The sequence below is a fragment of the Streptomyces sp. NPDC001852 genome (assembly GCF_042891825.1).
Classification (GTDB): domain Bacteria; phylum Actinomycetota; class Actinomycetes; order Streptomycetales; family Streptomycetaceae; genus Streptomyces.
Window position 1 is genome coordinate 227,785 of record NZ_JBIATN010000015.1, and the last position, 25,951, is coordinate 253,735.

General features: G+C 68.9%; 21 protein-coding genes and 1 pseudogene. 6 read left to right on the forward strand and 16 right to left on the reverse strand.

Going from position 1 to position 25,951, the window contains the following annotated elements; genetic code table 11:
• Positions 1 to 124 precede the first annotated feature (124 nt).
• The 3 genes from ACFYZB_RS26475 to ACFYZB_RS26485 form a co-directional block, all read right to left on the reverse strand.
• Positions 125 to 934 carry a VOC family protein gene (locus ACFYZB_RS26475; RefSeq protein ID WP_351212548.1) on the reverse strand — a complete coding sequence of 270 codons (810 nt, stop codon included), beginning with the start codon at positions 932 to 934 and terminating at the stop codon, positions 125 to 127.
• A 165-nt stretch (positions 935 to 1,099) separates the two neighbouring features.
• On the reverse strand, positions 1,100 to 1,375 hold the full coding sequence (locus tag ACFYZB_RS26480; RefSeq protein WP_388763011.1) for a hypothetical protein: 276 nt from the start codon (positions 1,373 to 1,375) through the stop codon (positions 1,100 to 1,102).
• Positions 1,376 to 1,601: 226 nt separating this feature from the next.
• Positions 1,602 to 3,101 (reverse strand): FAD-dependent monooxygenase, encoded by a 1,500-nt coding sequence (locus ACFYZB_RS26485; protein ID WP_388763013.1) that lies wholly within the window; start codon positions 3,099 to 3,101, stop codon positions 1,602 to 1,604.
• A gap of 362 nt (positions 3,102 to 3,463) precedes the next feature.
• On the opposite strand from ACFYZB_RS26485, the gene ACFYZB_RS26490 reads away from it, so the two are divergent.
• On the forward strand, positions 3,464 to 4,291 hold the full coding sequence (locus tag ACFYZB_RS26490; RefSeq protein WP_388763015.1) for an alpha/beta fold hydrolase: 828 nt from the start codon (positions 3,464 to 3,466) through the stop codon (positions 4,289 to 4,291).
• Positions 4,292 to 4,377: 86 nt separating this feature from the next.
• On the opposite strand, the gene ACFYZB_RS26495 is transcribed toward ACFYZB_RS26490, so the two are convergent.
• Both ACFYZB_RS26495 and ACFYZB_RS26500 read right to left on the reverse strand, forming a co-directional pair.
• The gene (locus ACFYZB_RS26495; RefSeq protein ID WP_190172138.1) at positions 4,378 to 4,821 is read right to left on the reverse strand and encodes a VOC family protein; all 444 of its coding nucleotides are present in this window, start codon (positions 4,819 to 4,821) and stop codon (positions 4,378 to 4,380) included.
• A 498-nt stretch (positions 4,822 to 5,319) separates the two neighbouring features.
• Positions 5,320 to 5,907: a TetR/AcrR family transcriptional regulator gene (locus tag ACFYZB_RS26500; protein WP_388763017.1), complete on the reverse strand. Its 588-nt coding sequence runs from the start codon at positions 5,905 to 5,907 to the stop codon at positions 5,320 to 5,322.
• Between the two features lie 332 nt (positions 5,908 to 6,239).
• On the opposite strand from ACFYZB_RS26500, the gene ACFYZB_RS26505 reads away from it, so the two are divergent.
• Entirely contained in the window at positions 6,240 to 6,989 is a 750-nt protein-coding gene (locus ACFYZB_RS26505) for a glucose 1-dehydrogenase (RefSeq protein ID WP_388763018.1), read from the forward strand.
• 845 nt (positions 6,990 to 7,834) lie between these two features.
• On the opposite strand, the gene ACFYZB_RS26510 is transcribed toward ACFYZB_RS26505, so the two are convergent.
• The 5 genes and pseudogenes from ACFYZB_RS26510 to ACFYZB_RS26530 form a co-directional block, all read right to left on the reverse strand.
• Positions 7,835 to 9,280, reverse strand: a complete 1,446-nt coding sequence (locus ACFYZB_RS26510; protein ID WP_388763020.1) for an aldehyde dehydrogenase family protein — start codon at positions 9,278 to 9,280, stop codon at positions 7,835 to 7,837.
• 292 nt (positions 9,281 to 9,572) lie between these two features.
• Positions 9,573 to 9,950 (reverse strand): annotated as a pseudogene (locus ACFYZB_RS26515) (LexA family protein); the annotation flags it as partial.
• A gap of 248 nt (positions 9,951 to 10,198) precedes the next feature.
• Entirely contained in the window at positions 10,199 to 10,477 is a 279-nt protein-coding gene (locus ACFYZB_RS26520) for a DUF1622 domain-containing protein (protein ID WP_388763022.1), read from the reverse strand.
• Between the two features lie 277 nt (positions 10,478 to 10,754).
• Positions 10,755 to 11,402 (reverse strand): cysteine hydrolase, encoded by a 648-nt coding sequence (locus ACFYZB_RS26525; protein WP_388763024.1) that lies wholly within the window; start codon positions 11,400 to 11,402, stop codon positions 10,755 to 10,757.
• A 406-nt stretch (positions 11,403 to 11,808) separates the two neighbouring features.
• Positions 11,809 to 12,159 carry an ArsR/SmtB family transcription factor gene (locus ACFYZB_RS26530; RefSeq protein ID WP_388763025.1) on the reverse strand — a complete coding sequence of 117 codons (351 nt, stop codon included), beginning with the start codon at positions 12,157 to 12,159 and terminating at the stop codon, positions 11,809 to 11,811.
• A gap of 347 nt (positions 12,160 to 12,506) precedes the next feature.
• On the opposite strand from ACFYZB_RS26530, the gene ACFYZB_RS26535 reads away from it, so the two are divergent.
• On the forward strand, positions 12,507 to 13,502 hold the full coding sequence (locus tag ACFYZB_RS26535) for a hypothetical protein (RefSeq protein ID WP_388763026.1): 996 nt from the start codon (positions 12,507 to 12,509) through the stop codon (positions 13,500 to 13,502).
• Between the two features lie 41 nt (positions 13,503 to 13,543).
• On the opposite strand, the gene ACFYZB_RS26540 is transcribed toward ACFYZB_RS26535, so the two are convergent.
• From ACFYZB_RS26540 to ACFYZB_RS26555, 4 genes are all read right to left on the reverse strand, one after another.
• On the reverse strand, positions 13,544 to 14,449 hold the full coding sequence (locus tag ACFYZB_RS26540) for a GNAT family N-acetyltransferase (protein ID WP_388763028.1): 906 nt from the start codon (positions 14,447 to 14,449) through the stop codon (positions 13,544 to 13,546).
• 29 nt (positions 14,450 to 14,478) lie between these two features.
• Entirely contained in the window at positions 14,479 to 15,366 is an 888-nt protein-coding gene (locus tag ACFYZB_RS26545) for an esterase/lipase family protein (protein ID WP_388763030.1), read from the reverse strand.
• A 139-nt stretch (positions 15,367 to 15,505) separates the two neighbouring features.
• Entirely contained in the window at positions 15,506 to 16,669 is a 1,164-nt protein-coding gene (locus ACFYZB_RS26550; RefSeq protein WP_388763032.1) for a site-2 protease family protein, read from the reverse strand.
• 124 nt (positions 16,670 to 16,793) lie between these two features.
• Positions 16,794 to 20,414, reverse strand: coding sequence for a hydantoinase B/oxoprolinase family protein (locus ACFYZB_RS26555; protein ID WP_388763034.1), 3,621 nt, complete (start codon positions 20,412 to 20,414; stop codon positions 16,794 to 16,796).
• A gap of 134 nt (positions 20,415 to 20,548) precedes the next feature.
• Between ACFYZB_RS26555 and pstS the strand changes: the two genes are divergently transcribed.
• Positions 20,549 to 21,694, forward strand: coding sequence for a phosphate ABC transporter substrate-binding protein PstS (pstS, locus tag ACFYZB_RS26560; RefSeq protein ID WP_388763035.1), 1,146 nt, complete (start codon positions 20,549 to 20,551; stop codon positions 21,692 to 21,694).
• 149 nt (positions 21,695 to 21,843) lie between these two features.
• Here the strand turns inward: pstS and ACFYZB_RS26565 are convergent, their stop codons facing one another.
• Both ACFYZB_RS26565 and ACFYZB_RS26570 read right to left on the reverse strand, forming a co-directional pair.
• On the reverse strand, positions 21,844 to 22,437 hold the full coding sequence (locus ACFYZB_RS26565; RefSeq protein WP_388763036.1) for a hypothetical protein: 594 nt from the start codon (positions 22,435 to 22,437) through the stop codon (positions 21,844 to 21,846).
• A gap of 186 nt (positions 22,438 to 22,623) precedes the next feature.
• Entirely contained in the window at positions 22,624 to 23,526 is a 903-nt protein-coding gene (locus ACFYZB_RS26570; RefSeq protein ID WP_388763037.1) for an NAD-dependent protein deacetylase, read from the reverse strand.
• A 262-nt stretch (positions 23,527 to 23,788) separates the two neighbouring features.
• Between ACFYZB_RS26570 and ACFYZB_RS26575 the strand changes: the two genes are divergently transcribed.
• Positions 23,789 to 24,943: a hypothetical protein gene (locus ACFYZB_RS26575; protein ID WP_388763039.1), complete on the forward strand. Its 1,155-nt coding sequence runs from the start codon at positions 23,789 to 23,791 to the stop codon at positions 24,941 to 24,943.
• Positions 24,944 to 25,109: 166 nt separating this feature from the next.
• Entirely contained in the window at positions 25,110 to 25,925 is an 816-nt protein-coding gene (locus ACFYZB_RS26580; RefSeq protein WP_388763041.1) for a cutinase family protein, read from the forward strand.
• The last annotated feature ends 26 nt before the right edge of the window (positions 25,926 to 25,951 follow it).

A 25,951-nucleotide genomic window follows, 5' to 3' on the forward strand; every position in this document is an offset into this window, starting at 1 on the left:
TCTGGCCCCGGGGAATGCGCAAGGAGGACGCGCATCCGGACGAGTGGTTGGCCAAGAAGCGGTGACCTTGCCACCGGAGATCCGGAAGATCCGGGAGATCCGCAAGACGCGCATGCCGGGGAGGTCAGCGCCGCCGACGCGAGGTCACCGTGAACTTGGCGCCATCGGGGTCCCGCAGCACAGCCTCGTGCTCGCCCTCCCGCAGGACGCTGCCGCCGTGCTTCTCGGCGGCCCGGGCGCACGGTCCCACGTCGGCCACGCAGAAGTGGACCTGCCAGTGCGGTCGCACCGAAGGGTCCGGTGGCGCCTCGACAGACCCCGACTCGATGCGGGCCACGATGTCACCCTGGCTGCGCAGCAGTACCTCGTCGCCCGCGTACTCGACCTCGCAGCAGCCGGGAAGATCCGAGGCCCAGTCCAGGATCTGGCCGTAGAAGATCGCGGCGTCGAAGGCGTCGCGGGTGTGAAGGGTGATGAAGGTGGGTGCGACCTGCCGCCATGTCTCCCACTCGGTCACGAGCTTCCCCTGCCAGATCCCGAAGGTGGCGCCGTCGCGGTCGGCGAGCAGCGCCGCTCTTCCCGGAGGGAAGGAGATCGGCCCGACCGCCAGGGTGCCGCATCGCTCCTGGGTCCGGGCCACGGTCTCGTCCGCGTTCGTCACCGCGAAGTACGGCGTCCAGGCCACGGCCATCTGCCACATGGTGGCCACCGCCGCGATCCCCGCGACGGGTACCCCGTCCGCCAGCGCGGTCCGGAAGTGCTCGCCCAGCCTGGCCTTGCGGCACTGCCAGCCCAGCACGGCACCGTAGAAGTCCTGGGTGGCGTCGAGGTCGCGGCTGGTCAGACTCACCCAGCACGGGGCGCCGAAAACGGAATGGGTGAAGACGACATCCGCCGCACCGGAAGTGGGTGTCGTGCCGTGATTCCTGGCCATCGTGCCCTGGTCTCCTACGCCCGCGACCACAGCTTTGACTCCAGTGTCCGACCAGAGTCCTGATCCTGCACGTCACCTGCCCTCGACCCGTGGGGGAAAACCTGCTCGGCTCGTGAACGCCCGGTCATCATCCGTACGCACCTCGGAGCCGCCCCGCGCTGCGGGTCAGAGGTCGTTGCCCGCGTAGGAGAGGTTGAAGCTCTTGTTGGTCAGGGGGAAGTCGGGCACGATCGTGTGCTCGATCAGGGCGAGGGAGATGTCGATCTCCTCGGCGCGCACCAGGAAGCGGGCGAGTACGTCGCCGCCGGTGTGGACCGGGATGCGAAGCCGTGGGTCGTCATCGGTGAAGGGATGCGCAACGCGGGCGTCGTACGCGAGGCCGCTGGCACGGGCGACGTAGCCGAGGCAGCCGATCTCCCGGGCGGCCTCGGTCTTCAGCACGGCGGTGCCGGTGAAGCGGTCGCGGACGGTGGAGTGGCCGAGGGCGAGGTCGGTGGTCGGCGAAGATGACCGCGGCCACCTCCAGCGGGGTCGGGCCGCCCTCCTTCGCCTCCTCCTCATCCGCGTCTTCGCCGTCGCGGTGGATCTTCCACGCCTGCCACACCGCCCTGAACCTAGGTTCTGTCGTCAAATGTCACGCCCACATCAGCAGGGCTGCGAGGGTGACTTACGACAGACCCTGGTCGGGTGAAGGGGCTACAGAGCTGGAGCCCTGTGTGCAGCACCATTCGGTCAATGCTTTACGGGCCGCGTCGATGCGATGTTCAGGTGACTCGTCCGAGATGGCCCACGCGATATAGGCGTCTGGTCTGACCAGAACACTCTTTTTGGTAGCGCCCTTCGGGGATACGATCTCCACCTCGCCGGCCCACTCTGTGATCAGTGAGGGGAAGCGTTCCGTGTCGGACGGTGTGACAAGGACGAACCGTCGCTTACGGAGGGCTTCGTAGAGTCTGCGTCCGTCACTGAGGGGGACGTCAGGTGCCCGCTTCCCGACAAGGGGATGCGCGCCGACCGCGGCGGCGTAGGAAATGTCGATTCCCGAGATTGCCATGGCCAGTCGTCGGGCCACTGGTGGGGTTTGCAGCACCGTACGCGCTGACAAGTCACGGAGGCCGCACAATGCCCGTGGTGTGGTGAGGACGCCGCGGAGCAGTGCCCCGCTCATCCGCAGAACCCGGCGTCCCACCGGGTGCCGTTCGTTCTGATAGCTGTCGAGCAGGGTGTCCGGTGCGCGGCCACGCTGAACGGCTGCGAGTTTCCAGCTCAGGTTTGCGGAGTCCTGGATGCTGGTGTTGAGGCCCATGCCACCGGCCGGGGAATGGACGTGGGCGGCGTCGCCGACGAGGAATACTCGGCCTACTCGGTAGCGGGGCGACTGGCGTTCGTCGCTGTGGAATCTGGAGAGCCAGCGAGGGTCGTGCATGCCGAAGTCGCTGCCGAGCGCCTGGCGGGCGACGTCTTTGACTTCTTCCAGGTCGACCGATGCGTTGTCGGGCATGGGGTGGTGGCGATTCCAGGCCATGACCCTGAACCAGCCGTCGCCGAACGGGACGACAATGGCGAAGGCGTCTCCGGTCGCTGCCACGGTGGGCGGCTTCTTCGGCGGATCAGCCATCCGGACGTCTGCGAGCATCATGGAGCGAACGGCGGAGCGGCCGGGGAATGGGAGGCCGAGGGACTGGCGCACGCAGCTGTTTCGTCCGTCTGCGCCGACGACGTAGTCTGCGCGCAGGCTGTGTTCAGTGCCGGCTGGTGTCTTCACGGTGACGTCGACACCGCTCGGGTCTTGCTGGACGCCCGTCACTTCGTGGGCCCGCATGATGTTCACGCCGTGTGTCAGGGCGCGGGACAGGAGCAGTCGCTCGGTGTTGTACTGGGGCGTCACGAGCACGTGGGGGTAACGGGTCGGCAGGTGTGACAGATCGATCCGGAGGAATTGCAGGATCGGGTTGCGGAGGCCGGTCAGAAGCAGGTCGTCGGCCAGGCCTCGGGCGTCCAGTTGCTCCATCGTTCGGGCGTGAACGGCGAATGCGCGGGTCAGCTGGGATTCCCCTTCTCGCCGTTCCACGACGGTGCAGCGCACTCCGGCCTCGGCCAGGTCACCTGCGAGCAGCAACCCCGCTGGACCAGCACCGACGACCAGCACGTCAACGTCGGACCCCATGTCCTGCCCTCCGCGTGTCACAGAACGAGTAGTAACGACCCGTGATCACCTGGCTGCCGCCCGCCACCGGTGGTGATGTTCAAGGCGGGTGGGTGACTGTGCCCGGGAGCTCACTCGAGTGGCGTAACCGGTGAATTCCCCTGACGGTGGATGTGCCCGCGGCATGCAAGGACCACCGTACGAGACAGACCACTTCCTCGCCTGTCAGGCAACGGCCGTCCCACTCGTACCGAAGCGGTGTTTCCAGACGCGCTGAACCGCTGCCCCGCAATTATGTTGACCTCGTGCGGCGCCGCTTTCCGGTCACATCCCCGGAGGGCGTGACGTAAGGCCCGCGAGTGCACATCGAGAGGAGCGCAACCATGCCCTTCGCCACCGCCGAGGACGGCACGCAGATCTTCTACAAGGACTGGGGCTCGGGCCAACCCGTCGTCTTCTCCCACGGCTGGCCGCTCACCGCCGACGCCTGGGACCCCCAGATGAAGCTCATGGTGGACAACGGATTCCGCGCCATCGCCCACGACCGACGCGGCGGCGGACGCTCCGGTCAGCCCTGGGACGGCAACAACCTCGACACCTACGCCGACGACCTGGCCGCGGTCATCGAAACCGAAGACCTGCGTGACATCATCCTGGTCGGGCACTCCACCGGCGGCGGCGAAGTCACCCGCTACATCGGCCGGCACGGCACGGCACGGGTCGCCAAACTGGTCCTGCTCGGCGCCATCCCGCCGCTGATGCTGAAGACGGAAGCCAACCCCGAGGGCCTGCCGATCGAGGTGTTCGACGAGATCCGCCAGGGTGTGCTCACGGACCGCTCGCAGTACTACAAGGACCTCAGTGCCCCGTTCTACGGTGCCAACCGTGAGGGCTCGACCGTCTCCCAGGGAACGCGTGACGAATTCTGGCTCTGGAGCATGACCGTCGGCATCAAGGGCGCCTACGACTGCATCAAGGCGTTCTCCGAGACGGACACGACCGAGGACCTGAAGAAGGTCGATGTGCCGACACTGATCGTGCACGGCGACGACGACCAGATCGTGCCCATCGTCTCCGCGGGCGCCAAATCATCCAAGATCGTCAAGGGCGCGCAGTACAAGGTCTACGAGGGCGCGCCTCATGGCCTTGCGATGGTGCCCAAGTACGCCGAGATCTTCAACAGAGACCTGCTTGAGTTCGCGCGTAGTTAGCGCCGTCCCCCGGTCCTGGGCCAACGGCGGCGCTGCCGTTGACCCAGGGAAACTGGCTCGGCAGCCTGGGCGATGGGTTCGCCGTGTCAGCCGATCGGGCTTGCGCCCTGCTGGAAGACGTTGATGAGGTTTCCGTCGTTGTCGCGGATCGCGGTCGAGATGCTGCCGTCGCCGAGGTCCATCTGCTCCCAGACGGTCGTCACGCCCAGGTCACGGAAGGTGCGGGTCACGCTGGCGAGGTCCTCGACGCGGAAGACCAGGGCCTTGTTGCCGATCGGGCGGATGTGGGCGGGGGGCTCTGCCGTCAGTTCGGGGATCCGCACACCGTCCGCGGGCTGGAGGAGCTCGAGCCGGAACCCGGGGCCCTCCAGGAAGGCGACGTCCGCTCCGATGGCGTCGAAGCGGGACTTCGCCAGCAGGGTGAGGCCGAACACCCGGTTCCACCACTGGATCGACGCGTCGAGGTCACTGACGGAAATCGTCACGTTGTGGAGGCTGTACGGGAAGGGCGGCTGGGCAGCGGTGGTCATGGTGATCACTTTTCGTTGGGCGGGTGCAGGCGTTTGCGGTGGGGCACGCGAGACCCCTCGCGCATTCCGCCCGGCTTCTCTGTGCCGTGCAGCGGAACAGTCTGTGCCCGTCTGCCGCTGACCCGGCGTCTACTTGCAATAGCGAATCCGCGGGTCGTAGGCCAAACGTAGACCTTATGGACCGTACAGTCAAGAACTTGTGTCCTCTTCAGGTGCATTGCGAAGTCAGTGGATCAATGCACCAGTTGGCGAATCGCCGTCGGCGTGCGGAAGTGAGGCGCGAGCGAGGTCCCGCGCGGACTTGGGTAGCCTGGAGACTTTGCCGTCAGGGCCCGTGCGCAATGGGCCGGCGCCGTCGACTGCCGGATCGTCGTCGGCCCGCGTTGCGGCGCAGTCGATGGCGCAGCCGCCCGGCCGGAGTGCCTGCTCAAGGGCGGGCCCACCCGGGTCCCTGCCGGTCGGCACGTCACCTGTGAAGGGTGCTGGCCCGCAGGATGGTCAGTGTCGGGAGAGCTGCTTGAGGGCGGCCTGGCTTATCTGCAGCAGAGCTGAGCCGTCCATGCCGGTCTTCGCAAGAAACTCGATGCCCTGCATGACGGCAAGGAGCAGCCGCCCGACCTCCTGGGCGTCCGCCCCCGGTTCGACCGTCCCCTCGTCCTGGGCTTCCTTCACGCAGGCGATCAGAAGATCTTCGACCGCTTGGTAGCTGCTCCGGGCCCGGGAGACGATGTCCGGATCATTGCTGTGCAGCTCGGACGTGCTGTTGACCAGAAGGCAGCCGCGCCGCTGCGGGTCCTCCGTGAATCCCTTGGCCACGCCCTCAACGAGCAGGGTCAGGCGTTCGAAGGCCGTACCGGGCCCGGTCAGGACCGCCCGGACGCCGTTGAGCTGTTCGTCGCGGTAGCCGTCCAGCACGTGCAGGAACAGCTGCCGCTTGTCGCCGAAGGCCCCGTACAGGCTCCCCTTGCCCAGTCCGGTGGCGTCCGTCAGGTCCTGCAGTGACGTAGCCGCGTACCCCTGATTCCAGAACTGCTCGCGCGCAGACTCCAGAACCTGGTCCTCGTCGAAATTCCGCGGTCGTCCCATGTTCAACAGCATACGTCCTTCTTGACCTATCGGTCCAGATCGTGGGCGCCCCGCTGCACTGCGGCACGCAGGGGGACAGGCTGGGTGGTGGCGGGGTGTGTGGCGCACGACTCCCCCTGGCGCCCCGGCGTCCCGGCGGGCGGACCGGCGTCGGCCGGCTCGTCGCCGCTCGGCGGTGTGGATGCAGCCACGTTTTTGCCCGAGCGGTCCATAACGTGGTTCTTTACCGTACAGTCCATAAGTAGCCCGGGGCTGTCCGCTCCGGGCTGTAACACTGCAGCGACACATGGTGCATGATGCTTGGCGTTTGCACCGGACAGGGATAAGCGATCATGGGACAGCTTGACGGGAAGACGGCAGTCGTCACCGGAGGCAACAGCGGAATCGGACTGGCCACAGCCAAGCGATTCGCGCGTGAGGGCGCGCACGTGTTCATCACCGGCCGTCGACAGGAGGCTCTCGACGCCGCGTTGGCCGAGATCGGTGGGGAAGCCACCGCCGTCCGGGGCGACGTCGCGAACCTCGCGGACATCGACCGCCTCTACGCGGCTGTCGCCGAGCGGGGCCGGTCCATCGACGTACTGTTCGCCAACGCGGGCGGCGGTGAGTTCGCCGCGCTTGAGCAGGTCACCGAGGAGCACTTCGACGCCACCTTCAACATCAACGTGCGAGGCATGCTCTTCACCGTTCAAAAGGCAATTCCGCTGCTCAACGACGGCGCCTCGGTGATCCTGACCGGATCGACTGCTGCCACCTCAGGTGGCGCCGCCTTCGGCGTGTACGCCGCGTCCAAGGCCGCGGTCCGCTCCTTCTCCCGCACCTGGGCCAACGAACTCAGCGGCCGCGCAATCCGAGTGAACACCCTGGTGCCCGGCCCGATCGTCACCCCGGGCGTCACCGGCCTGGCCGCGGACGCCGACCAAGCCGCGAAGATGAGGGACGCCTTCGCCAGCCAGATACCGCTGGGCCGGATGGGGCACCCGGACGAGGCCGCAGCCGCCGCACTGTTCCTCGCCAGCAATGAGAGCAGCTTCGTCACCGGATCCGAGCTGTTCGTCGATGGCGGACTCAACCAGATCTGAGCGCCGCAAGACGATGCGCTTGCCCGTCCCAGCGAAGATGAGAGTGTGACCGCGTCGCGGTCACACCGGTAGTCACACCGAACCTTCGGGCGAGCGCAGCCCCGCCGGTGTGCGGGCACACGGCGACCCCCGGAATCGGCTGAGGGCGTGGAGTCGGACGCCGTGCACACAGATGATCAGCAGAGCACCGACGCCCGGCAGTTTTGGCCAGCGGCGGCGCCGACGACCGTGCGTGCCGCCGCAGCCACCGAGTTCATACAGCCGTCGGAAGCGCCAGAAGACATGGGGCCTCTCCGGCAGGGCATCTCAGGGCACGAAATACCTCGAGTCCCTCCGTCGCTGCGGCCATAGGAAAGACGCGTGCTTCTGGGCGCCGGCACCGGCGTAAGCGACATGAGTGGGGCCCGGCCGTGAACGGCCGGGCCCCACTCCTTTGGTCCCTCAAGGGGTCTTGACGATGAAACGCACCGAACGAGGCGCGTGCGAAAGCTGAACGAGCAGCTGGGGAGACATGGTTGTCGACCTCGTGTGCCATCACTTGGTCCACTGTGGCTCCTTCGGTCCATGGCCCGGCTGCGAGGACCACGGGATGCCGAACTGCTCGACCGGATCTGCACAAGGGGCGGCGACGGCGGGTTCGAGCCGGACGCCGGCCTGCCCTCCGCGACCACCGGCGCCGAACATGCAGCACGACATCTGATGAACTGGCGCTGCTCGGTCAGCAGACTTGAACGAACCGTACAGCGGAGCCACCCACAGTCCTGTCGTACTGCACGGCTCTCGTACGCCCCCTCGCACTGTCGTTCCCGGCGAGCGTCGCCTCGCAGGGGGCTGTGAGCGAACTGCTATATCGCCAGGTCAGTAAGGACCAGCACGCGCTCGTAGGTGTAATCCGCCATGGCGAACTTCACTCCTTCGCGGCCGACACCAGACTGCTTGACCCCGCCGTAGGGCATCTGGTCGGCGCGATAGGAGGGCACGTCGCCGATCACGACTCCGCCGACCTCCAGAGCCCGATGTGCCCGGAAGGCAGCCTGCAGGTCGCGTGTGAACACACCCGTCTGCAGGCCATACTTGGAGTCGTTCACAGCGGCGAAAGCCTCGGCCTCACCGGACACCTTGAGGACCGTGAGAACTGGCCCGAAGATCTCCTCGCAGGCCAAGGTCGTGTCTGCTGGCACATCCGCGAGGACCGTAGGCGCGTACGAAGCGCCCTCCCGCTTGCCGCCCGTATAAAGCGTTGCCCCGGAACCGACGGCTTCGTCGACCCATGACTCGACGCGGCACGCTGCGGCCTCACTGACCAGCGGACCCACATCAGTTCTGTCATTCGAAGGGTCGCCGGTGACCTGAGATTTGACGGCTGCGACGATACGCGGCAACAGCCGGTCGTACACCGCGGCGTCAGCTATCACACGCTGCACAGAGATACAGGACTGTCCGCCCTGGTAGTTGGAGAACGTAGCGATGCGCGCGGCGGCCCGGTCAAGATCCTCGTCGCTCGTAAAGTCGGCCAACACCACGGCAGCACCGTTCCCGCCGAGCTCCAACGTGCAGTGCTTTCTGGGAACGGAGTCCATGATGGCGTACCCGACCCTCTCGGAGCCTGTGAAAGAGATAACGGGCAGGCGCTCGTCCTGCACCAGCCCCGGCATCCGGTCATTGGCGACCGGCAGGATGCTCCAGGAACCGGCCGGCAGTTCGGTCTCGGCAAGGAGGTCACCGATGATTAGACCCGAGAGCGGAGTATCGGGCGCCGGCTTCAGGATGATCGGGGCGCCGGCTGCGATGGCCGGGGCGACTTTGTGGGCACACTGGTTCAGCGGGAAGTTGAACGGCGTGATCCCCAGCACAACGCCCTTCGGGAAGCGGCGGGTGAGCGCCAGTCGGCCCTGGCCGCCGGCGTCAGTGTCGAGCCGCTGAGCCTCACCGCTATTGAAGCGGCGGGCTTCCTCCGCGGCGAACCGGAACACGGACACCGCACGGCCGACCTCTACGCGAGCCCACTTGATCGGCTTTCCGTTCTCCGCGGAGATGAGCTGCGCGATCTCCTCGCTGCGCTCCATAAGGCGCTTGCTCACGTGGTCGAGCGCGGCGGCACGAACATATGCGGGAGTAGCCGCGAACTCATCGCGAACGGCATACGCTGCCGCCACCGCCTCCTCCACCTGCTCATCGGTGGGCACACTGACCTCTCCGATGAGCTGACCGGTCCAGGGGGAGGCCACAGCCAAGGTCGTCTCACCGCTGGCCGGACGGCCGGCGAGCCAGAAAGCGCGGGTGGAAATCATGTCCGGTCATGGCCCTTTACGTCTGAAGGTGCGCTGACGTTCATCCGCCAACCGTTACACCGTAGGACCGCCGAGGTGACGGTCGACTTGTACGTGGTGTAGTGATCGCATGCACGCGCATGCCCGACGGTAGCCTTGAGTGCGATCGCCCGTCCCTCGACCGAAAATTCGGGTCTGCCGCACGATCGGGTGACAGCCTGTCACCCGAACCTGCATCAGCCCCCTGAACGACTGGGGGATCCAGCAGGCTCGGCCGTCGCGAAGTGAAACGAGTCGCCTCCTACCGACACCGCTACTTTCCTTCGCACCCCGTACGCAAACTGCGTACAGGAGTGTCAGCGGGTCTACGCGCGGTTCGTCGGCGTGGAGCCCTCTGTGACGCCCACCGCGGCCGGCAGAGCGGGTGAGGACTCGCGCCGCTGCTATGTGTATGGCCGCTGCTGAACCGCTCGGTCAGAGGTTGTTTGACTGTGGCTTCGCCATCGACGAGGGCGGCGACGATGTCGCCGGAGTCGGCGGCGTCTTGGCGGCGGACCGTGACGATGTCGCCGTCACAGATCGCCGCCTCGATCATGCTCTGGCCCCGCACTTTCAGCGTGAACAGCTGGCCGTCGCCGACGAGGCGGCGGGGCAGGGACAGGACGTCCTCGACAAATGGCTCGGCGAGGATCGTGCGCCTGCGGACATCTGGCCGACGGGGACGTCGACGGTCTCCGGGGCGGCGAGCAGCGGGCACTCGCATCCGCTCGAGAAGAGGGCGTGCGCAGACGCCGAGAGGGGGAGGCGTGTCGCGGTACCACGGAACAGCCGGGGCCCTCCTCACGGAGCTGAGCGGCGCCGTCCGGGATGTGCACGGCCCAGTCCGATTGCGGCGGATGGCCGCCGGTCAGCATGCCTGGCAGCCGGCGCCATGCGGCGTCAGTCATCGGCTTCGGCCACTGGCCTTTGCCAAGGCCACTGCCCGGTGATCTCGAGCTCGAGAGAAAAACTGAGGAAGGTACGGATTCCCACGATCACGGCCAACACTCCAACGCTCGCGTACGTCGGTGCGACGGCGACCGTGCGGATAATGTCGCCGGCTACGAGGAACTCCAGTCCTAGCAAGATAGACCGCCCGACACGACGGCGATAGCCGCGGTACACATCCGCCTGTCGGCGACTGATCCTGATAACAGCGAGGACGGTCGCGAAGAGCATGCCCACGACTATGACGGCTACGCCCGCGGCATCAACGGCTCGACCGGCGAACTCCACGATATTTTGAATTTCCACAGTACCCCCAACTGTGCTGACCTGAAACCCGCTCGTCGGTGGTCCGTAACCGTGGTTGCCACCGACGCGTCGTTCCGGGAGCCGGCCACGAAGGGACGATGCGTGTTCCCCTAACCCTTCCCGCGCAGTGGGCCGCTGACTGCCGGCGCTGGCTGAGGCGTGCTTATGGGGCGTGAAGGCTGTTTTACCGGCGGCGACCCCCTCAGTGCATCAGGTCGACCAGTTCGTCCGTCGACAGCAAAGCATGGGCGAAGAAGCGGTAGTTGATCATGGCTGCCTGATAACCGTCGCCCCAGACCGGGTGTCGGGGTCCAGCTGTTGCATCCCTGACCACGGCGACTTCAAATCCCTCCTCGATGAGGTGGCGCATATGGGACTCAACGCACATGTTCGCCAACATTCCACCAAGAATAATTCCTTGAATTTTTCGCTTACGCAATTGTAGTACCAGGTCGTTGGTTTCCGGCCCGAATACCTTGTGCGGGCTTGCGACCACCGTTCTGCCGTCCTCGATATAGGGTTTGAAGCGCTCCAGCCAGTCTGCCCCGGAGTTCCGGAACCCCGCCAGATCGAGCTGTCCCGCCCGTGCGAAGGTATGTGTCTCCAGTTCGTTTGTCTCCAGCGGGCCGTTCATTCGCCAACCGTTGTCGGTCGGGTAGAAGTAATGGGGCGAGATGAAGACCTCGTATCCGGCCGCCTTCGCCACCTCGAAGATTCTCTCCATATTCTCGACGGTCCTGTTTTCTGTGACGCTCGCCCCCACCGCGTCCCAGTTCGCTCCGTCCTCGCTCAGTACGTCGTTCTGTGGATCAATGAACACAAGTGCCGTGTCGGTCTTACTGAATTCCACTTGCCCGCTCCTCATGCGGTTAACAGGCCACTGGCCTGATGGGCATTGGTGCAGCGGGTGCCCTTCCAGAGCGCATTTCGGTCCGGTGACTAGTGGTTTTTTCCACGTGCACCTTGGAGCGCGTGCCCCGAGGAGGCGCTGTCCCTGCTATTCGGCTCTCCGTCCACTTTGCCCCATCGCGGGACCTTCTGCATCGGTGAGCCACCTCGGTCGCTGCAGCCATCCGGAGGCGTCAACGGCCGTGGGGAGGGGGATACGAGATCTGGTGCTCCAGTCAGACTCCTGGTCCTGAACTGTTTCTTCTTCGGTAGTGGCAGCGGCGGCGGGCTTTGGCTTGGTGGCGCCTGCGCCGGGGGACCATTTTTGGTCACCTCGCGGGCTCGGGCGCAGGGTTCGACGGCCGTCGCTACGCCCGTGGCTTCTCCTCCGCCTGGGTCGCCTTCAGGTCGGCGAGCAGCTCCGCCTGCCCCGCCAGCACGCCCGACAGGATCGAGCGCGCCACCCGCAGCAGCTCCGCCACCTCGGGGCTGGTCAGCGAGTAGTACACGTTCGACCCCTCTTTGCGGGTCCGCACCAGGTTCGCCCGCCGGAGCACGGCCAGCTGCTGGGACAGGTGCGCGGGCTCGATGCCCACCTCGGGCAGCATCTCCGCGACCGCGTGCTCGCGCTCGCTCAGCAGCTCCAGGACACGGATGCGGGCGGGGTGACCGAGCGTCTTGAAGAACTCGGCCTTCAGCTGGTACAGCGGCGCACTCATCGAGCCGTCTCCTTCTCGGCGCGCAACGACCGCACGGGCCCGACCACACGGCATCGCCTCCACCCACTCGTCACGACCATGCGACACATCCTCGCGCGTGGCACCGGCGGAACCGAACCCGCATCCAGGATTCAGACCTTCCTGACCGCACCGGCGACCACCGCGGTGGCCGGGCCCGCCTCGGCGCCGAACCCGGAGGCGGCGACGCCGAAGCAGGGCGGCGGAACCTACGAGTGGCCGCCGGGAAGATGCGGGGGAGGCGGTTTCGGGGCACGGTAGGGAACGAGGGGGGCGGGGCCGCTCTGGCCCGATGTCATGCGAGCATCGCCCTATCCGAAGGAAACGTGATGGCCGTAGCCACAGACATGCTCGTTCCTGCGCTGCGCGAGGTCCGTGAGTCCCAAGCCGCGCTGGCCGACCGATTCAAAGCCGACCTCGCGGTCACCCCCTCCGGGGAGTACCGGGAGATCCTGGAGCGCCGCGCCGGCGACGCCCGGGGGCACGTGTACGTCATCGACGAGCGTCTGGCCGCTCTGAAGCCACGCCGGCTCGTGCAGAACGTTCTCGGCAATGCCTGGGACATCACCCGGCAGGCGGTCCGGTTGCCCTTGGATGCGGCCATGTTCGCACCGGGCGCCCTGTTGCGGAGCCAGCAGGGGAAGGCGACCGAGCAGCGGCTGCTGAAGAACGTCGAGGAGGAGTACGCGGCCACCGCCTTCGCCGTGGCCATCTGCCGGGCCGCCGAGCGCATCGCCCAGGAGGCGGAGGACGCCATCACCGCGGAGCTGCTCAGCACCGTCCGCAGTGATGGCGAGGAGACGCTGGAGGAACTCGCCGGCTGCCTCGAGCAGCAGGCCGAGGCAGCGGTGATGGCCGCCCAGGCAGCGGTGGTCACCGATGGAGTGGGCGTCGGCGGCGCCGGCCAGACGGTGCGCGACTGGAGCACCTGGCTGAGGGAGACGGCCGAGCGCATGCCCGGCGTCGACCTGCTCCAGGGCGTGCCGGAGGGTGCCCTCATCTCGGCCGATGCGCTGCCGGTCCCCGACTACCGCAGGCTCAGCGCGAAGATGATCCTCGACCGGCTCCCGCAACTGTCGCAGACGGAACTCGCCATGGTCGGCGCGTACGAGCGCTCCCACGCGGCCCGTCCCGCGGTCCTGAGCAGGATCGCGGACCTGCTCGGGCCCGAGCCCTGGCCCGGCTACGACAGCATGAACGCGAGCGACATCCGCAAGCGGCTCGCCGACGCCGGAGACGGCCTCACCCGTCGGGTGCTGGACTACGAACGCCGCCATCAGGCGCGTTCCACCATCCTCGCGGCTGCCGAACGGGTCCACGCCTGAGCGCCCACGGTCGCGGCGGGGGCGGCCGTCGGACCCTCGGCTCACGCGTCGGTGTCGGGTCGCGGCGGGCCGGAGCGTCGGTGCTGGTAGGTCCACAGCTCGTCCACGACGGCGAAGCCGAAGGAACGGAAGAGCCGGGTGGCGGCCTGCTCCTGGGAGGTGGGCCGCTGGGCGTCGTCGAGGACCAGCGCGACCTCGCCGGCGCCCTGCTCGGCCAACAGGGCCAGGGCCTGACCGAGCACCTTGCGGCCCAGGCCGCGGCGCCTGCGGGCGGGCGTGGTCTCGAGCCAGTAGAGCGTCGCGGTGCGGTCGGGCCCCATGCTGACCACTGCTTCGGCGACCGGTTCGCCGTCCTCACGGATGATCAGCCGGTGGCCCGGGGGAAAGTCGCAGGGGAAGACGTCGGCGAACACTTTGCCCGGCGGCTGTTCGGCAGGAAGCCCGAGGTGCATGTAGCAGCCCTGGCAGCGGCCTGTGAAACCGGTCTGCACCAAGGCGTCGTGCGTGGCCCGGCGTCGAGTGCGGGGCAGGCCTCCCGGCCCCAGGGCACCGGGCGGAGCGCTCACGAACGCCTCGATCCGCGGGCAGTGGGCCAGAGCGGACAGAGCGTGGCCGATCAGGGCGCGAAGAGTCGACCGGTCCTCGTGTGCGTGGATCCAGCAGATGAGACCGGTCCGCGCATCGGCCCAGGACAGGTACGCGACGGTCCCGCAGGGACGGTCCCGGGAGTCGGTGAGAACGCTGATCTGCGGCCTGGCCGTCATCTCCCGCCCGACCAGCCCGACCAGGGGGACAGGCCGCTGCCACACCGCGGCGAGCTTCTCGGGGACGCAGTGCGGTTGCCCGGGAAGCCGGTCGGCATCGATGAGTTCTCGTACCCCCGGTACGTCCTGGGGGCGGAGGGGGCGAAGGGTCGTCCCGCTCTCGGGGCTGGGCGAGGAGGTCATGCTGTCCGTCCGCGCACGTGCTGGCGTTCCTACCGGCTCCCTTTCAGCGTCCTCCGTTTGGGGGCGGCTGTCACGGGAACGTCTGCGGTGCCTCGGGGCTGCCCGTTCTTCCCCCGACCGTGGCCGTGCGGGAGGGATGCGGCGGAAGAGGTCTGCCGAGCCGCGGTCAGCAGCGAGCGCACCTGGTCGATGACCGGCTGGTGCAGCGGCAGCGTCAGATGGCCGACGCCGGGCACCAGCACATTGCGGGCCTTGAGGTCGGGGTGGTCTATGCGGCCCCTCGAAGCCGGAATCACGACCTCGTCGAAGTCGCTGTAGAAGGCCACGAACCGGGTACGGCATGCCGGGGCCGGCTCGGCGAGCTCCTCCAGCAGCCCGCTTCCGGGCCGTAGCTGGCGCAGCAGCGGATGCGGTGGTGCCAGCAGGGCCGCAGCCGTCCCCCCGTGCGGCGTCGCCAGCGTGATCACCAGTGGCACATGGACGTCTCCGCCCAGCGCCTGCACGTAGTAGCGGGCTATCAGCCCTCCGAGGCTGTAACCGATCACGACTGCGCCCCGCCCGGGGCTGCGGGCACTCGCCAGCTCCACCTGCTCGCCCAGGACTCGTGCGGCGGCGCGGATGTCCGGGCTGAAGGCGTGGTAGCTCACCGTGATGAACGGCCCGGCGCTGAGACCGTCCAGTCCCCGCCGCAACGGCGCGACGATCGACTCCCCGTCGCCGAGCCCGTGGACCAGCAGCACGGGGATGTCCCCCTCCGGCGAGGACGGTTCGTCGCCGCCGGTGCCCGGCTCGGACAGGGCGCGAACGAAGTGTCCGGCCAGCTGTCCGACGCCTCCCGCCGCAAGGTCGAGCGGGAGCCGTACCAGCCGCCCGGCGGCTCTGCTTGCCTCGACGCCCACGCCGCGTACCGGTGACATCCCCGGCACCGACAGATGGGGTCCGAAAGGAATAGCCGTGGCCGTTCACCTTCTCCGGCTGGCCCCCCGTTTGCCCTACATGAGAAACATTGTGCGCGTGAACATCATTCCCCCACCACCGCAGCGGGTTCCCCGCAGGTCACACCTGACGCTCCGGTTCATCGGTGTCCCGGAAAGGGTGCGGGAACGGCGGACGCCGTGGGTTCCGGCGGGAGCGGTCGATGTCGTGCGCCGTGATGATCCCGCAGAGCCGGCCGTCCTCCATGACGAGGATGGGCAGTCCGCCCCCGTTGGCGAGGCGCTCCAGCACGGAGATCAGCAGCTCCTCCCGTGCGGCCTGCGTGCACTGGGACAGGGGTGTCGCGAGGTCTCGTACCCGCAGTGACTCGTGCCGGCCGGCCGGTACGGCGGCCAGCCGGCTCAGCTGGACGACACCACTGGGACAGCCGCCGAAGTCCACCAGCGGCAGTACGGAGTGCTGCGTCCGGGCGGCCACCTCGGACAGGAAGCGGTCCACGGTCAGCCAGTCGGGACCGGTGACCACCGGAGTGCTCATGGCCTGCTCGGCCCGCACCCCTCGCAGGGCCGTGACCAGCTCGGCCCACCGCCGTTCGGCCGCGGCTGCGGCCGCCACGAACAGACCGATGACCATCAGCCACAGTCCGCCGGTCATCCCCCTCAGGAACGCCAGCCATCCCACCACGCCCAGCGCCGTGCCCAGGACCTGTCCGGCACGCCCGGACGCCCGCTGGGCTCGATCGCGATCCCCGGTACGCCACCACAGCACGGCCAGCAGCAGCCGTCCTCCGTCCAGGGGCGCGGCCGGCAGCAGGTTGAAGACGCCCAGCAGCAGATTGGTGCCACCCAGCCAGCCCAGTACGACAACGCCGATCCGCCAGCCCAGCACGGCTTCCACCGCGTACGCCGCGCCCACTCCGAGGCCGCCGAGGAACAGGCTGGCGAGCGGCCCGCTGACAGCGACGGTGAACGCGGCCCGTGCCGTCGTCGGTCGCTCCATCCGCGTCATTCCACCGAGCGCCCACAGCGTCACGTCCCGCACGGAGAGCCCTGCCCTGCGAGCCGTCAGCGCATGGGCCATCTCATGCACCACCAGGCTCACCAGCAGCAGCGCGGCGCCGACCACTCCGGCGACCGCGTACAGCACCGGTGCCTGGCCCGGCGCGTAACCCGGGAGCGTCCGGGCGGCCAGGCTGTAGGCGAAGAGCAGCATGATCAGCGGCACACTCCAGTGCGCCCGCACCGCCAGTCCACGGACAGTCCCGAGCAAGATCGAACCCCTCATCACCATCACCGCCGATGGGCCGCCCTTTCGCCGCCGGCTCCCCTCCCTCCCATGGTCCGTCACCGGCCCGGACGACCGGAAGCGTCACCATCCGGTGGTGCGGGCCAGGACGTCGCGTGCCTCGTCAGTGAGCGGGCGGGGAGCCGTCGGCGGGGCCGTATCCGCCCCCGCCGGGTGTGCGGATCACCAGCACGTCACCCTTCGTGACGTCCGACGTGTCGCAGCCGCGCAGCCGATCGGTGCGGCCGTCGGCGCGTTCGATCAGGTTCTCGCCGAGGGCGCCGGGTTCGCCGCCGGCCATGCCGTAGGGCGGGACCCGGCGGTGACCGGAGACGACAGCGACCGTCATCGGCTCGGCGAACCGGATCCGCCGCTCCACTCCGCACCCGCCGTGCCGGCGGCCGTTGCCGCCGCTGCCCTCGCGGATGCGGAACTCCTCCACACGCACCGGGTAGCGCCACTCCAGTATCTCGGGGTCGGTCAGGCGGGAGTTGGTCATGTGGGTCTGCACGGCATCCGCGCCGTCGAAGCCCTCTCCCGCACCGGCGCCGGAGGCAACCGTCTCGTAGTACTGGAAGCGCTCGTTGCCGAAGGAGACGTTGTTCATCGTGCCGGAGCCCTCCGCCTGGGCGCCGAGGACGGCGTACAGGGCGCCGGTGACGGCCTGGGAGGTCTCGACGTTTCCGGCGACGGTAGCGGCCGGGTAGGCGGGGGAGAGCATGGAGCCGGTGGGGATGCGCACGTCGAGGGGCTTCAGGCAGCCGCTGTTGAGCGGGATGTCATCGGCGACGAGGGTGCGGAAGACGTACAGCACGGCTGCCATGACGACGGAGGCGGGGGCGTTGAGGTTGCCGGGCTGCTGGGGCGAGGTGCCGGTGAAGTCCAGGACGGCGCTGCGCCGTTCGCGGTCGATGCGCAGGGCGACCTGGATGACGGCGCCGTTGTCGGTCTCGTAGCGGTGCTCGCCGTCCTGGAGGGTCGCGATGATGCGGCGTACGCATTCCTCGGCGTTGTCCTGGACGTGGCGCATGTAGGCGTGGACGACATCGAGGCCGAACTGGTCGATGACGCGGCGCAGTTCCTGGATGCCCTTCTCGTTGGCGGCGATCTGGGCGCGCAGGTCGGCGAGGTTGGTGTCCGGGTCGCGTGAGGGGTGGCGGGCGCTGGTCAGCAGGTGGCGGGTCTCGTCCTCGCGGAAGTGTCCGTCGCGCACCAGCAGCCAGTTGTCGAAGAGCACCCCCTCCTCGTCGATGGTGGTGCTGAACGCGGGCATGGACCCGGGGCTGATGCCGCCGATCTCGGCGTGGTGGCCGCGTGAGGCGACCAGGAAGAGGAGCTGCTCGCCCGCCTCGTCGAAGACCGGGGTGACGACGGTGACGTCGGGCAGGTGGGTGCCGCCGTGGTACGGGTCGTTGATGGCGTAGACGTCGCCGGGCCGGATCGAGCCCCGGTTGCGGCGCAGGACCTCCTTGATGGACTCGCCCATGGAGCCCAGGTGTACGGGGATGTGGGGTGCGTTGGCGATGAGGTTGCCGTCGGGGTCGAAGAGCGCGCAGGAGAAGTCGAGGCGTTCCTTGATGTTGACCGAATGGGCGGTGCTCTCCAGCCGTACACCCATCTGCTCGGCGATGGACATGAACAGGTTGTTGAAGACTTCCAGCATCACCGGGTCCACGGTGGTGCCGACCGCCGTACGGGACGGGCGGGGGAGGGAGCGGGTGAGGACGAGGTCGCCGTGCTCGTCGGCCGCGGCCCGCCAGCCGGGGTCCACGACCGTGGTCGCATCCGCCTCGGCGATGATCGCCGGACCCTCGACGCCGTCACCGGGGCGCAGGTCCTGGCGTCGGTGGAGCCGGGTGGGCTGCCAGCGGTCCCCGGTGAACATCCGTACGGTGTCGGCCGGTCGGAGCGCACCGGTCCGCGGCGGCGGGACGGTCGGCGCGGCGCCGCGCGGGCCGGAGGAACCGCTGGCTTCGACGGAGATGGCCTCGACGACCAGCGGCTTGCTCATGGTGAAGCCGTAGCGGTCGCGGTGGTCGTGTGCGAAATGGCCCCGCATGTCCTCGGCCGGGCCCAGCGGCACGGGCAGCGAGAAGTCGGTGCCCTCGTAGCGCAGCAGGGCGCGGGCGGCCGTGCGGACGGTGGCGTCCGGCACGCCGTCCTCGCGCAGCTGCTTGCGTGCCTGCTCCTCCAGCTCCGCGCGGACGGCCTCGACGCGGGCTGCCGTCTCCGGCCGGTCGAGGGCGGCCTCGAGGGAGCGTTCGCGCAGCGCGACCGCGTCCGCCACCCCGATGCCGTACGCGGACAGCACCCCGGCGAGGGGCGGGATCACGACGGTGTCGATGCCGAGCCGGTCGGCGACCGCGCAGGCGTGCTGGCCGCCCGCGCCACCGAACGCGACCAGCGCGTAGCGGGTGATGTCGCGGCCGCGCTGTACGGAGATCCTCTTCACCGCGTTCGCGATGTTGAGCACGGCGATGTCGAGGAATCCCGCCGCGACCTCCTCCGGGCCGCGGCACCGCCCGGTCGCGGCGGCGGTCCGCTCGGCCAGCTCGGTGAAGCGGGCACGGACCGCGGCCCCGTCCAGCGGCTGGTCGCCGTCCTTGCCGAACACCCGGGGGAAGAAGGCGGGTTGGATGCGGCCGAGCATGACGTTGGCGTCGGTGACGGTCAGCGGCCCGCCGCGCCGGTAGCAGACCGGGCCGGGGTCGGCGCCGGCCGAGTCGGGGCCGACGCGGTAGCGCATCCCGTCGAAGTGCAGGATCGAGCCACCTCCCGCGGCGACGGTGTGGATGTCGGTCATCGGCGCCCGCATCCGCACTCCGGCCACCTGGGTGCCCAGGACCCGCTCGATCTCGCCCGCGTAGTGGGACACGTCGGTCGAGGTGCCGCCCATGTCGAAGCCGATCGCCCTGACATGGCCCGCGCCGGTGGCGGCGCGCGCCATTCCCACGACCCCACCCGCCGGTCCGGACAGCACGGCGTCCTTGCCCCGGAACCGGCCGGCCTCGCGCAGGCCGCCCCCGGACTGCATGAACATCAGTCGTACACCGTTCAGCTCGGCGGCCACCTGGTCCACGTACCGGCGCAGGATGGGCGAGAGGTAGGCGTCGACCACGGTCGTGTCGCCCCGCGGTACCAGCTTGATCAGCGGACTGACCTCGTGCGAGCAGCTGACCTGCGAAAAGCCGATGGCGCGGGCCGCCTCGGCGACGGCGGCCTCGTGCCCGGAATGACGGTACCCGTGCACGAAGACGACCGCGGCACTGCGGAACCCGTCGGCGTACGCCGCGGCCAGCGCCTCCCGCGCGGCGTCCAGGTCGAGTGGGCGGACGAGTTCGCCGTGCGCGCTCACCCGCTCGTCCACCTCGATCACCCGGGCGTACAGGGCCTCCGGAAGGAGGATGTGCCGGTCGAAGATGCGGGGGCGGTTCTGGTAGGCGATGCGCAGGGCGTCCCTGAAGCCCCGGGTGACGACCAGGACGGTCGGCTCGCCGGTGTGGGTCAGCAGTGCGTTGGTGGCGACGGTGGTGCCCATTTTCACCACCTCGATCCGGTCGCCCGGAATCGGCTCGTCCGCCTCCAGGCCCAGCATCAGACGGACCCCGGCGACCGCCGCGTCCCGGTACGCCTCCGGCTGCTCCGACAGCAGCTTGCGGCTGACCACCTCGGAATCCGGTGTCACCGCCACGACGTCGGTGAACGTGCCACCACGGTCGATCCAGAACTGCCAGCGACCAGTCATGCACCCATTGTCCGCCGTCGACCGGCGACCGGCCGGTCGGTGACAGGGCTCTTACGAGGCATTGCTCACTAAATGTGATCAAATAAATGCGCATGGTTGTGCACGTGCGGTCTGCAGGTGAGGAGCACCGGAGAGTGAAGCTTCAGCGGAAGAGCGGACTGTCCACCCTGGCGGTGGGCTCGGCGCTCGTCTCCGGCGCGCTGGTCCTGACGGCCTGCGGCTCGAAGGGGGGCCCACAGCCCTCCGGGCGACCGTCCATGGCCGCCTCACCCGCCGCCACGGCTGCCATCGGCGTCAAGTGCGGCACGGCGGCCGCTGTGTCGGCCTCCGGCTCGACCGCGCAGGAGTTCGCGATGCAGTTCTGGATCAGGAACTACACGCGGGTCTGCCCCGGCACCCGGATCAGTTACGACGGCAACGGCTCCGGCGCGGGGCAGAACGACTTCCTCAACGGCAGAACCGCCTTCGCCGGTTCCGACTCCGCACTGAGCGCCGCCCAGATCAGCCAGTCCAGGAGCGTCTGCTCCAACGGTGGTCACGCCGTCGATCTGCCCGTGGTCGGAGCACCGATCGCGATCGGCTACAACCTGCCAGGGATCAGGAAACTGGTGCTGGACGCCCCCACCCTCGCCAAGATCTTCGCGTCGCAGATCACCAAGTGGAACGATCCGGCGATCGCGAAGCTCAACCCGGGCACCAAACTGCCGTCGACGCCGATCCAGGCCCTGCACCGCTCGGATTCCTCCGGCACGACGGACAACTTCACCTCCTACCTGAGCGCCGCCGCCGCGAGCGCCTGGCCGTACGGACACAACAAGGAGTGGGCGGCCAAGGGCGGTCGGTCCGCGAAGGGTTCCTCGGGACTCGCCGAACAGGTGAAGAAGACGGTGGGCGCCATCGGCTACGTCGAGCTGACACATGCGATCACCCGCAACGTTCCCACGGTGTCGATCGCCACCGGAGCCTCCACCCCGGTCGCCCCCAGTGTCCTCACGGCGTCCAAGGCGATCGCCGATGCCAAGATCACCGACACCGGTGCCGATCTGGTGCTCGGACTCGACTACACGACCAGGGCCCCGGGCGCCTACCCCATCGACATGGTCACGTACGAGATCGTCTGCGACAAGGGCAACAAGCCGGCCACCTTGTCCGCCACCAAGGCGTTCCTGACGTACATCGCCGACTCCCAGGGCCAACAGGACCTGAGCTTCCAGGGCTACGCGACGCTCCCGGCCACCATCGTGGAGAAGGTGCGCAACGAGATCAACACCTTGTCCTGACTCGCCCTCGTCGACGAGATCGGGCGACCGAAACACCTGAACCGCCGCTTCACCGTGGGCCATTGAGCAGCGATCCGGCAGGGATTCCGGCAGCACCGGCATGCACGGGTCAGCGGAGTGATGCGGTGGTGACACGTCGGGGTGGCTGATCAGGCGGTCCTGCCACCCCGCCGCGTGTCGACGCGCTCCCAGTCCAGCGCCCACTGCTTCATGCGGCGCCGGTCCAGCAGGGCACGTACGGCTCGCGCGGACGCCCAGACCCCGCATCCCGTCGCCATGACCACGCCCACACCGACGAAGGAGGACCTCACAAGCGCGTCGGACTCTGCCGGGGGCTGGGAGACCAGGTCACCCCGCGCATTCGTCCATACCGGCACCCGCGTCCCCGCACGCGTGTGCGCAGCCACCGTCGTCCGGCCGGTGCGCGTGCGGCCATCGGGCGTCGTCCACCGGACCGCCGCGCCGGCCCTGCTCACGTCCGCGTGACCGGGCACCGCATCCCTGGCGTTCTCCAGGAGGACCGCGACGACCTGCCGGCGAGCGGAACGCTCCTCCTCGAAATCCTGGTCCGCCACCATCGCGGCCAACACGCCCGCGGTCGCGCCACCCAGCACTCCCACGACCCACGCGACGAGCAGCAGCCATGCCTCGACGAGATCGCTCGTCCGGCGCAGCGGACTGCGCCTGAACCGCCACAGACTCGCACGAATCGGTCCCTGCCGCCGTGCCCTCTTCCTCACCACGAGCCGACACCCCCTACGAGCACCAGCGCCTGTCTCGTCTCCGGAACGGTAATGAATGCGCCGGTGATCGAGAAGCCCTCGAGAGCGGTCAGTTCCGTGGGCCGTCCCTCTCCGCGGCTAACAGTGCTTCGCCGCACCACTGGCCGGCGCCTTCGATCCCGGTGACGCCCCACCACCGTCACGACGTCACCCAGGTGTCGCCTCGCCGTCCACGGTGATGCCCAGCCTGTCGGCCACGGCGGACAGGGTTGTTCCCAGGGGCAGCGCCACCCGGGTGGCGGCGTAGCGGTCACCCCGTGTCGGATCCCGGTTGACGATCAACACGGGCTTCCCCTCCTGGGCCGCCTGGCGGACGAACCGCAGACCGGACATCACCGTCAGAGAGGAGCCCAGGACGAGTAGCGACGTCGCCTCACGGACCAGCTCGCGGCAGTGCGCGACCCGGCGCGGCGGCACGGTTTCACCGAAGAACACCACGTCCGGTTTGAGGACACCGCCGCAGATCGTGCAGGGCACCACGTGGAAGTCCCCGACCTGTTCGTCGGTGAGGTCGGCGTCACCGTCGGGATTGATGCCGGCGGCCACCGGGTCGTAGCCCGGATTGGCCTCCTCCAGCCGCCGGGCGAGCTCGCGGCGCGGGCTGAAGGCGCCGCAGGAAAGGCAGACGACCCGGTCCAGGCTTCCGTGGAGCTCCACGACGCCTTCACTGCCGGCGGCCTGGTGCAGGCCGTCGACGTTCTGGGTGATCACACCCTGCAGCAGGCCGTGCCGCCCGAACGCGGCCACGGCCCGGTGCCCGGCGTTGGGGAGGGCGCGGCCGAAGGTGCGCCAGCCGAGGTGACTGCGCGCCCAGTACCGGCGCCGGGCCTGCGCGCCGCCGGTGAAGTCCTGGTAGGTCATCGGGGTGTGACGGCTCAGGCTCCCGCCCACGCCCCGGTAGTCGGGGATGCCCGACTCCGTGGAGATGCCCGCCCCGCTGAGCACCAGCACACCGCCGGTGCGCAGCGCATCGGCGACCGGCTCCGGATCCGAGGTGCCCGGCGGCAGGTCCTCGGCAGGGGTCCAGCTCAGAGTGGGGCGCATACGCATGCCGCCAGGGTACGGAACAGGCCGTCCGCAGGCGTTCGGCACCGGCATGTGCGGTGGACGTCGGCCTCGGCTACCACGTGCGCGGCAACAGCAGGGTGAACGGGGCAACCGGCTCGTGGGCCGGCACGGCCGGGGCCGTCCAGCCGGGCTCCGAGGAGCATGCCGATCGCGAAGGCGGTGGTGTGCGTGTCGGCTGTCCCGGCTGTCGACCAACCGCCGGGCCGGTCTTTCCCTCTTCCTCTCTGAGTGGGAGGGGGACGCCATGAGGGTCGGCTGGCAGCGGGTGGTGGCCGTTGGTGTCTGTGGTGGAGTGCTCGCCTGTGGGGGCCTGACGCAGTCGGCCCTGGCCGGCCAGGAACCTCCGACGATCAGCCAGGCGTATGCGAACCCACGTCCCGGTGAGGCCATCGGGATCGATCTGCTCAACTACGAGCGGAAGCCGGGCGTGCACCTGGTGGCCGAATCGCCGGTCTTCGCGGCCCCGGTCAGGATGGACCGTGCGGGGGACACCGGCGGCGAGGGCGTCAAGGCGCCCATCCCGGAGTCGGCCAAGCCCGGATCGTATCCGCTCGTCGTCAAGGCCGGTGGCAAGGTCGTCGCCCGTGACACCATCAACGTCAAGCCGCCCAAGCGTCCGTCCATCGCGGTGGACGGAGTCGGCGCGGGGCGCCCGGGTACCAAGGTGAACCTGTTCTTCGACGACCTGTTCCCCGGAGAGACCGGCACGTCCTTCACGGCCCGTTCCACGGCGTTCGGCGCGCCCGTCCGCCTCGCCCACGACAAGGAGTCCTGGAACAACACCCGTACGTTCAACGCCTTTGGCGTGCCGCTGCGGCACGCCCTCCGCGACGGGTCGTACCCGGTGTGGGTGACCGGCGTCGGCGGGGCGCGGAAGGCGGAGACCCGGCTGGAGGTCCGCTCGGCCCGCCCGGGCGACGACGACTATCTGGGCAAGGCCAGGGGCCCGGCCTTCTTCGGGCAGCAGGGACATGTGTTCAGCGCCCGGCTCAGGGGCTTCACGGTCGCGGCGGGCCGGACGGTGTATGTCAGGTGGCAGGACGCGTATCCGGACCCGGGGGAGGAGCAACTGACCGCGACCTCACCGGCGTTCCGTTCCCCGGCCAAGCTGGCGTCCGACGTCGTCAAGGGCCATGAGGGTGAAGACCCGCTCTTCTGGGGCCCGGCGCGGATCAAGCCCGACCTGGCGCCCGGCGTGTATCCCGTCACTGTCGTCAGCCACCGCGGGCGCGTGACGAAAACCAGCTACCTCACCGTCACCCAGGTCCCCGCTCGCGGCGACGGCAAGGACGGACCGCCGACCGCCGTGTGGCTGGGTGCGGGCATCGGAGCCGTGGCGGTGGGCGCCGCCGCCGCAGTGCTGCTGGTCAGGAGGCGCGGAAGGACGTCCCTCTCCTGACCCGGGCGAACGGGCCCCGCCACCGACGACATCGAGCACTGCGGCCTCGCGCACAGCGGCGCCACCAGCGCAGTCATCGGAATGTCAACGGGATGTGAACACGGCTGCCTAGCGTCTGATGCGTTCGTTGCCCGGCAGGTTCACAACCCCAGGGGGAGTTCACGCAATGTCGAAAACGAGCAGGATCGCACGGGCCGTTCGCACCGCCGCCGTGGCGGCCGCGGTGACCGCCGGCACCGCCGTCGCGGTCCCCTCCGCCGCGCACGCGGCCGACGCAGAGCACTACTACATCGAGATCGGCGGCACCGGCCCCACGTCGCACGTGCCGGAATGCGCCACCACGACGACCTCCTACGACAACGCGAACAACGCCCTCCGCCTCGGCGACCACGCGATCAAGGTGTGCTACCCGGCCACCGCCGGCCCCTTCATCGGCCCCAATGGCCCCCTCGTCGACCTCACGAACCTACAGTTCCACCCCGACAGCGTCACCGCGCCGAACTACGACTCCAGCGTGCAGCAGGGCTACCAGGAGGGGTTGCGGGTGGCGGAGGAGACCCACCGCGAGCACCCCGAGGCCACCATCACGATCAGCGGCTATTCACAGGGCGCTCAGGCGGCCGACGAAGTCCTCCGGACGATCGCGAACGGCGGCACGGGCATTCCGCTCTCGCAGGTCGACGGCATGCTCTACGCCGACCCGATGCAGCCCGGCACGGGCTTCACGGCACAGATCCCGAAGGGGTGGGGCGTGCCGGGGTTCACCTCGCCCGGAGCCGGGCCGGCCGAGTTCAACGGCATCCCGGTCACGCGGTACTGCATCCACGGCGACCCGATCTGCGACGCGTCCCTGCTGAACGCGCCCGGGTACTTCAGCCTGCACCCGAAGTACCCGGAGGCCGGCAACGTCATCGCCCAGACCCTCGCCGATCACGGTGGCGACGGCATCCGGTGGCGGAACGCCGACGGGAACCCCGCGTAGGGCTCCTGACGGAGGGGGACACGGGG

What these genes read in the sequence shown, in the direction of transcription:
- ACFYZB_RS26530 (WP_388763025.1), bottom strand. Translation starts at nt 12,159, where the DNA reads ATGAGTGCGCCGCTGTACCAGCTGAAGGCCGAGTTCTTCAAGACGCTC.
- ACFYZB_RS26570 (WP_388763037.1), bottom strand. Translation starts at nt 23,526, where the DNA reads ATGCGTATGCGCCCCACTCTGAGCTGGACCCCTGCCGAGGACCTGCCG.
- ACFYZB_RS26500 (WP_388763017.1), bottom strand. Translation starts at nt 5,907, where the DNA reads ATGGGACGACCGCGGAATTTCGACGAGGACCAGGTTCTGGAGTCTGCG.
- ACFYZB_RS26555 (WP_388763034.1), bottom strand. Translation starts at nt 20,414, where the DNA reads ATGACTGGTCGCTGGCAGTTCTGGATCGACCGTGGTGGCACGTTCACC.
- ACFYZB_RS26580 (WP_388763041.1), top strand. Translation starts at nt 25,110, where the DNA reads ATGTCGAAAACGAGCAGGATCGCACGGGCCGTTCGCACCGCCGCCGTG.
- ACFYZB_RS26545 (WP_388763030.1), bottom strand. Translation starts at nt 15,366, where the DNA reads ATGTCACCGGTACGCGGCGTGGGCGTCGAGGCAAGCAGAGCCGCCGGG.
- ACFYZB_RS26575 (WP_388763039.1), top strand. Translation starts at nt 23,789, where the DNA reads ATGAGGGTCGGCTGGCAGCGGGTGGTGGCCGTTGGTGTCTGTGGTGGA.
- ACFYZB_RS26520 (WP_388763022.1), bottom strand. Translation starts at nt 10,477, where the DNA reads ATGCTCTTCGCGACCGTCCTCGCTGTTATCAGGATCAGTCGCCGACAG.
- ACFYZB_RS26475 (WP_351212548.1), bottom strand. Translation starts at nt 934, where the DNA reads ATGGCCAGGAATCACGGCACGACACCCACTTCCGGTGCGGCGGATGTC.
- ACFYZB_RS26495 (WP_190172138.1), bottom strand. Translation starts at nt 4,821, where the DNA reads ATGACCACCGCTGCCCAGCCGCCCTTCCCGTACAGCCTCCACAACGTG.
- ACFYZB_RS26540 (WP_388763028.1), bottom strand. Translation starts at nt 14,449, where the DNA reads ATGACCTCCTCGCCCAGCCCCGAGAGCGGGACGACCCTTCGCCCCCTC.
- ACFYZB_RS26510 (WP_388763020.1), bottom strand. Translation starts at nt 9,280, where the DNA reads ATGATTTCCACCCGCGCTTTCTGGCTCGCCGGCCGTCCGGCCAGCGGT.
- ACFYZB_RS26505 (WP_388763018.1), top strand. Translation starts at nt 6,240, where the DNA reads ATGGGACAGCTTGACGGGAAGACGGCAGTCGTCACCGGAGGCAACAGC.
- ACFYZB_RS26535 (WP_388763026.1), top strand. Translation starts at nt 12,507, where the DNA reads ATGGCCGTAGCCACAGACATGCTCGTTCCTGCGCTGCGCGAGGTCCGT.
- ACFYZB_RS26490 (WP_388763015.1), top strand. Translation starts at nt 3,464, where the DNA reads ATGCCCTTCGCCACCGCCGAGGACGGCACGCAGATCTTCTACAAGGAC.
- ACFYZB_RS26485 (WP_388763013.1), bottom strand. Translation starts at nt 3,101, where the DNA reads ATGGGGTCCGACGTTGACGTGCTGGTCGTCGGTGCTGGTCCAGCGGGG.
- ACFYZB_RS26550 (WP_388763032.1), bottom strand. Translation starts at nt 16,669, where the DNA reads ATGAGGGGTTCGATCTTGCTCGGGACTGTCCGTGGACTGGCGGTGCGG.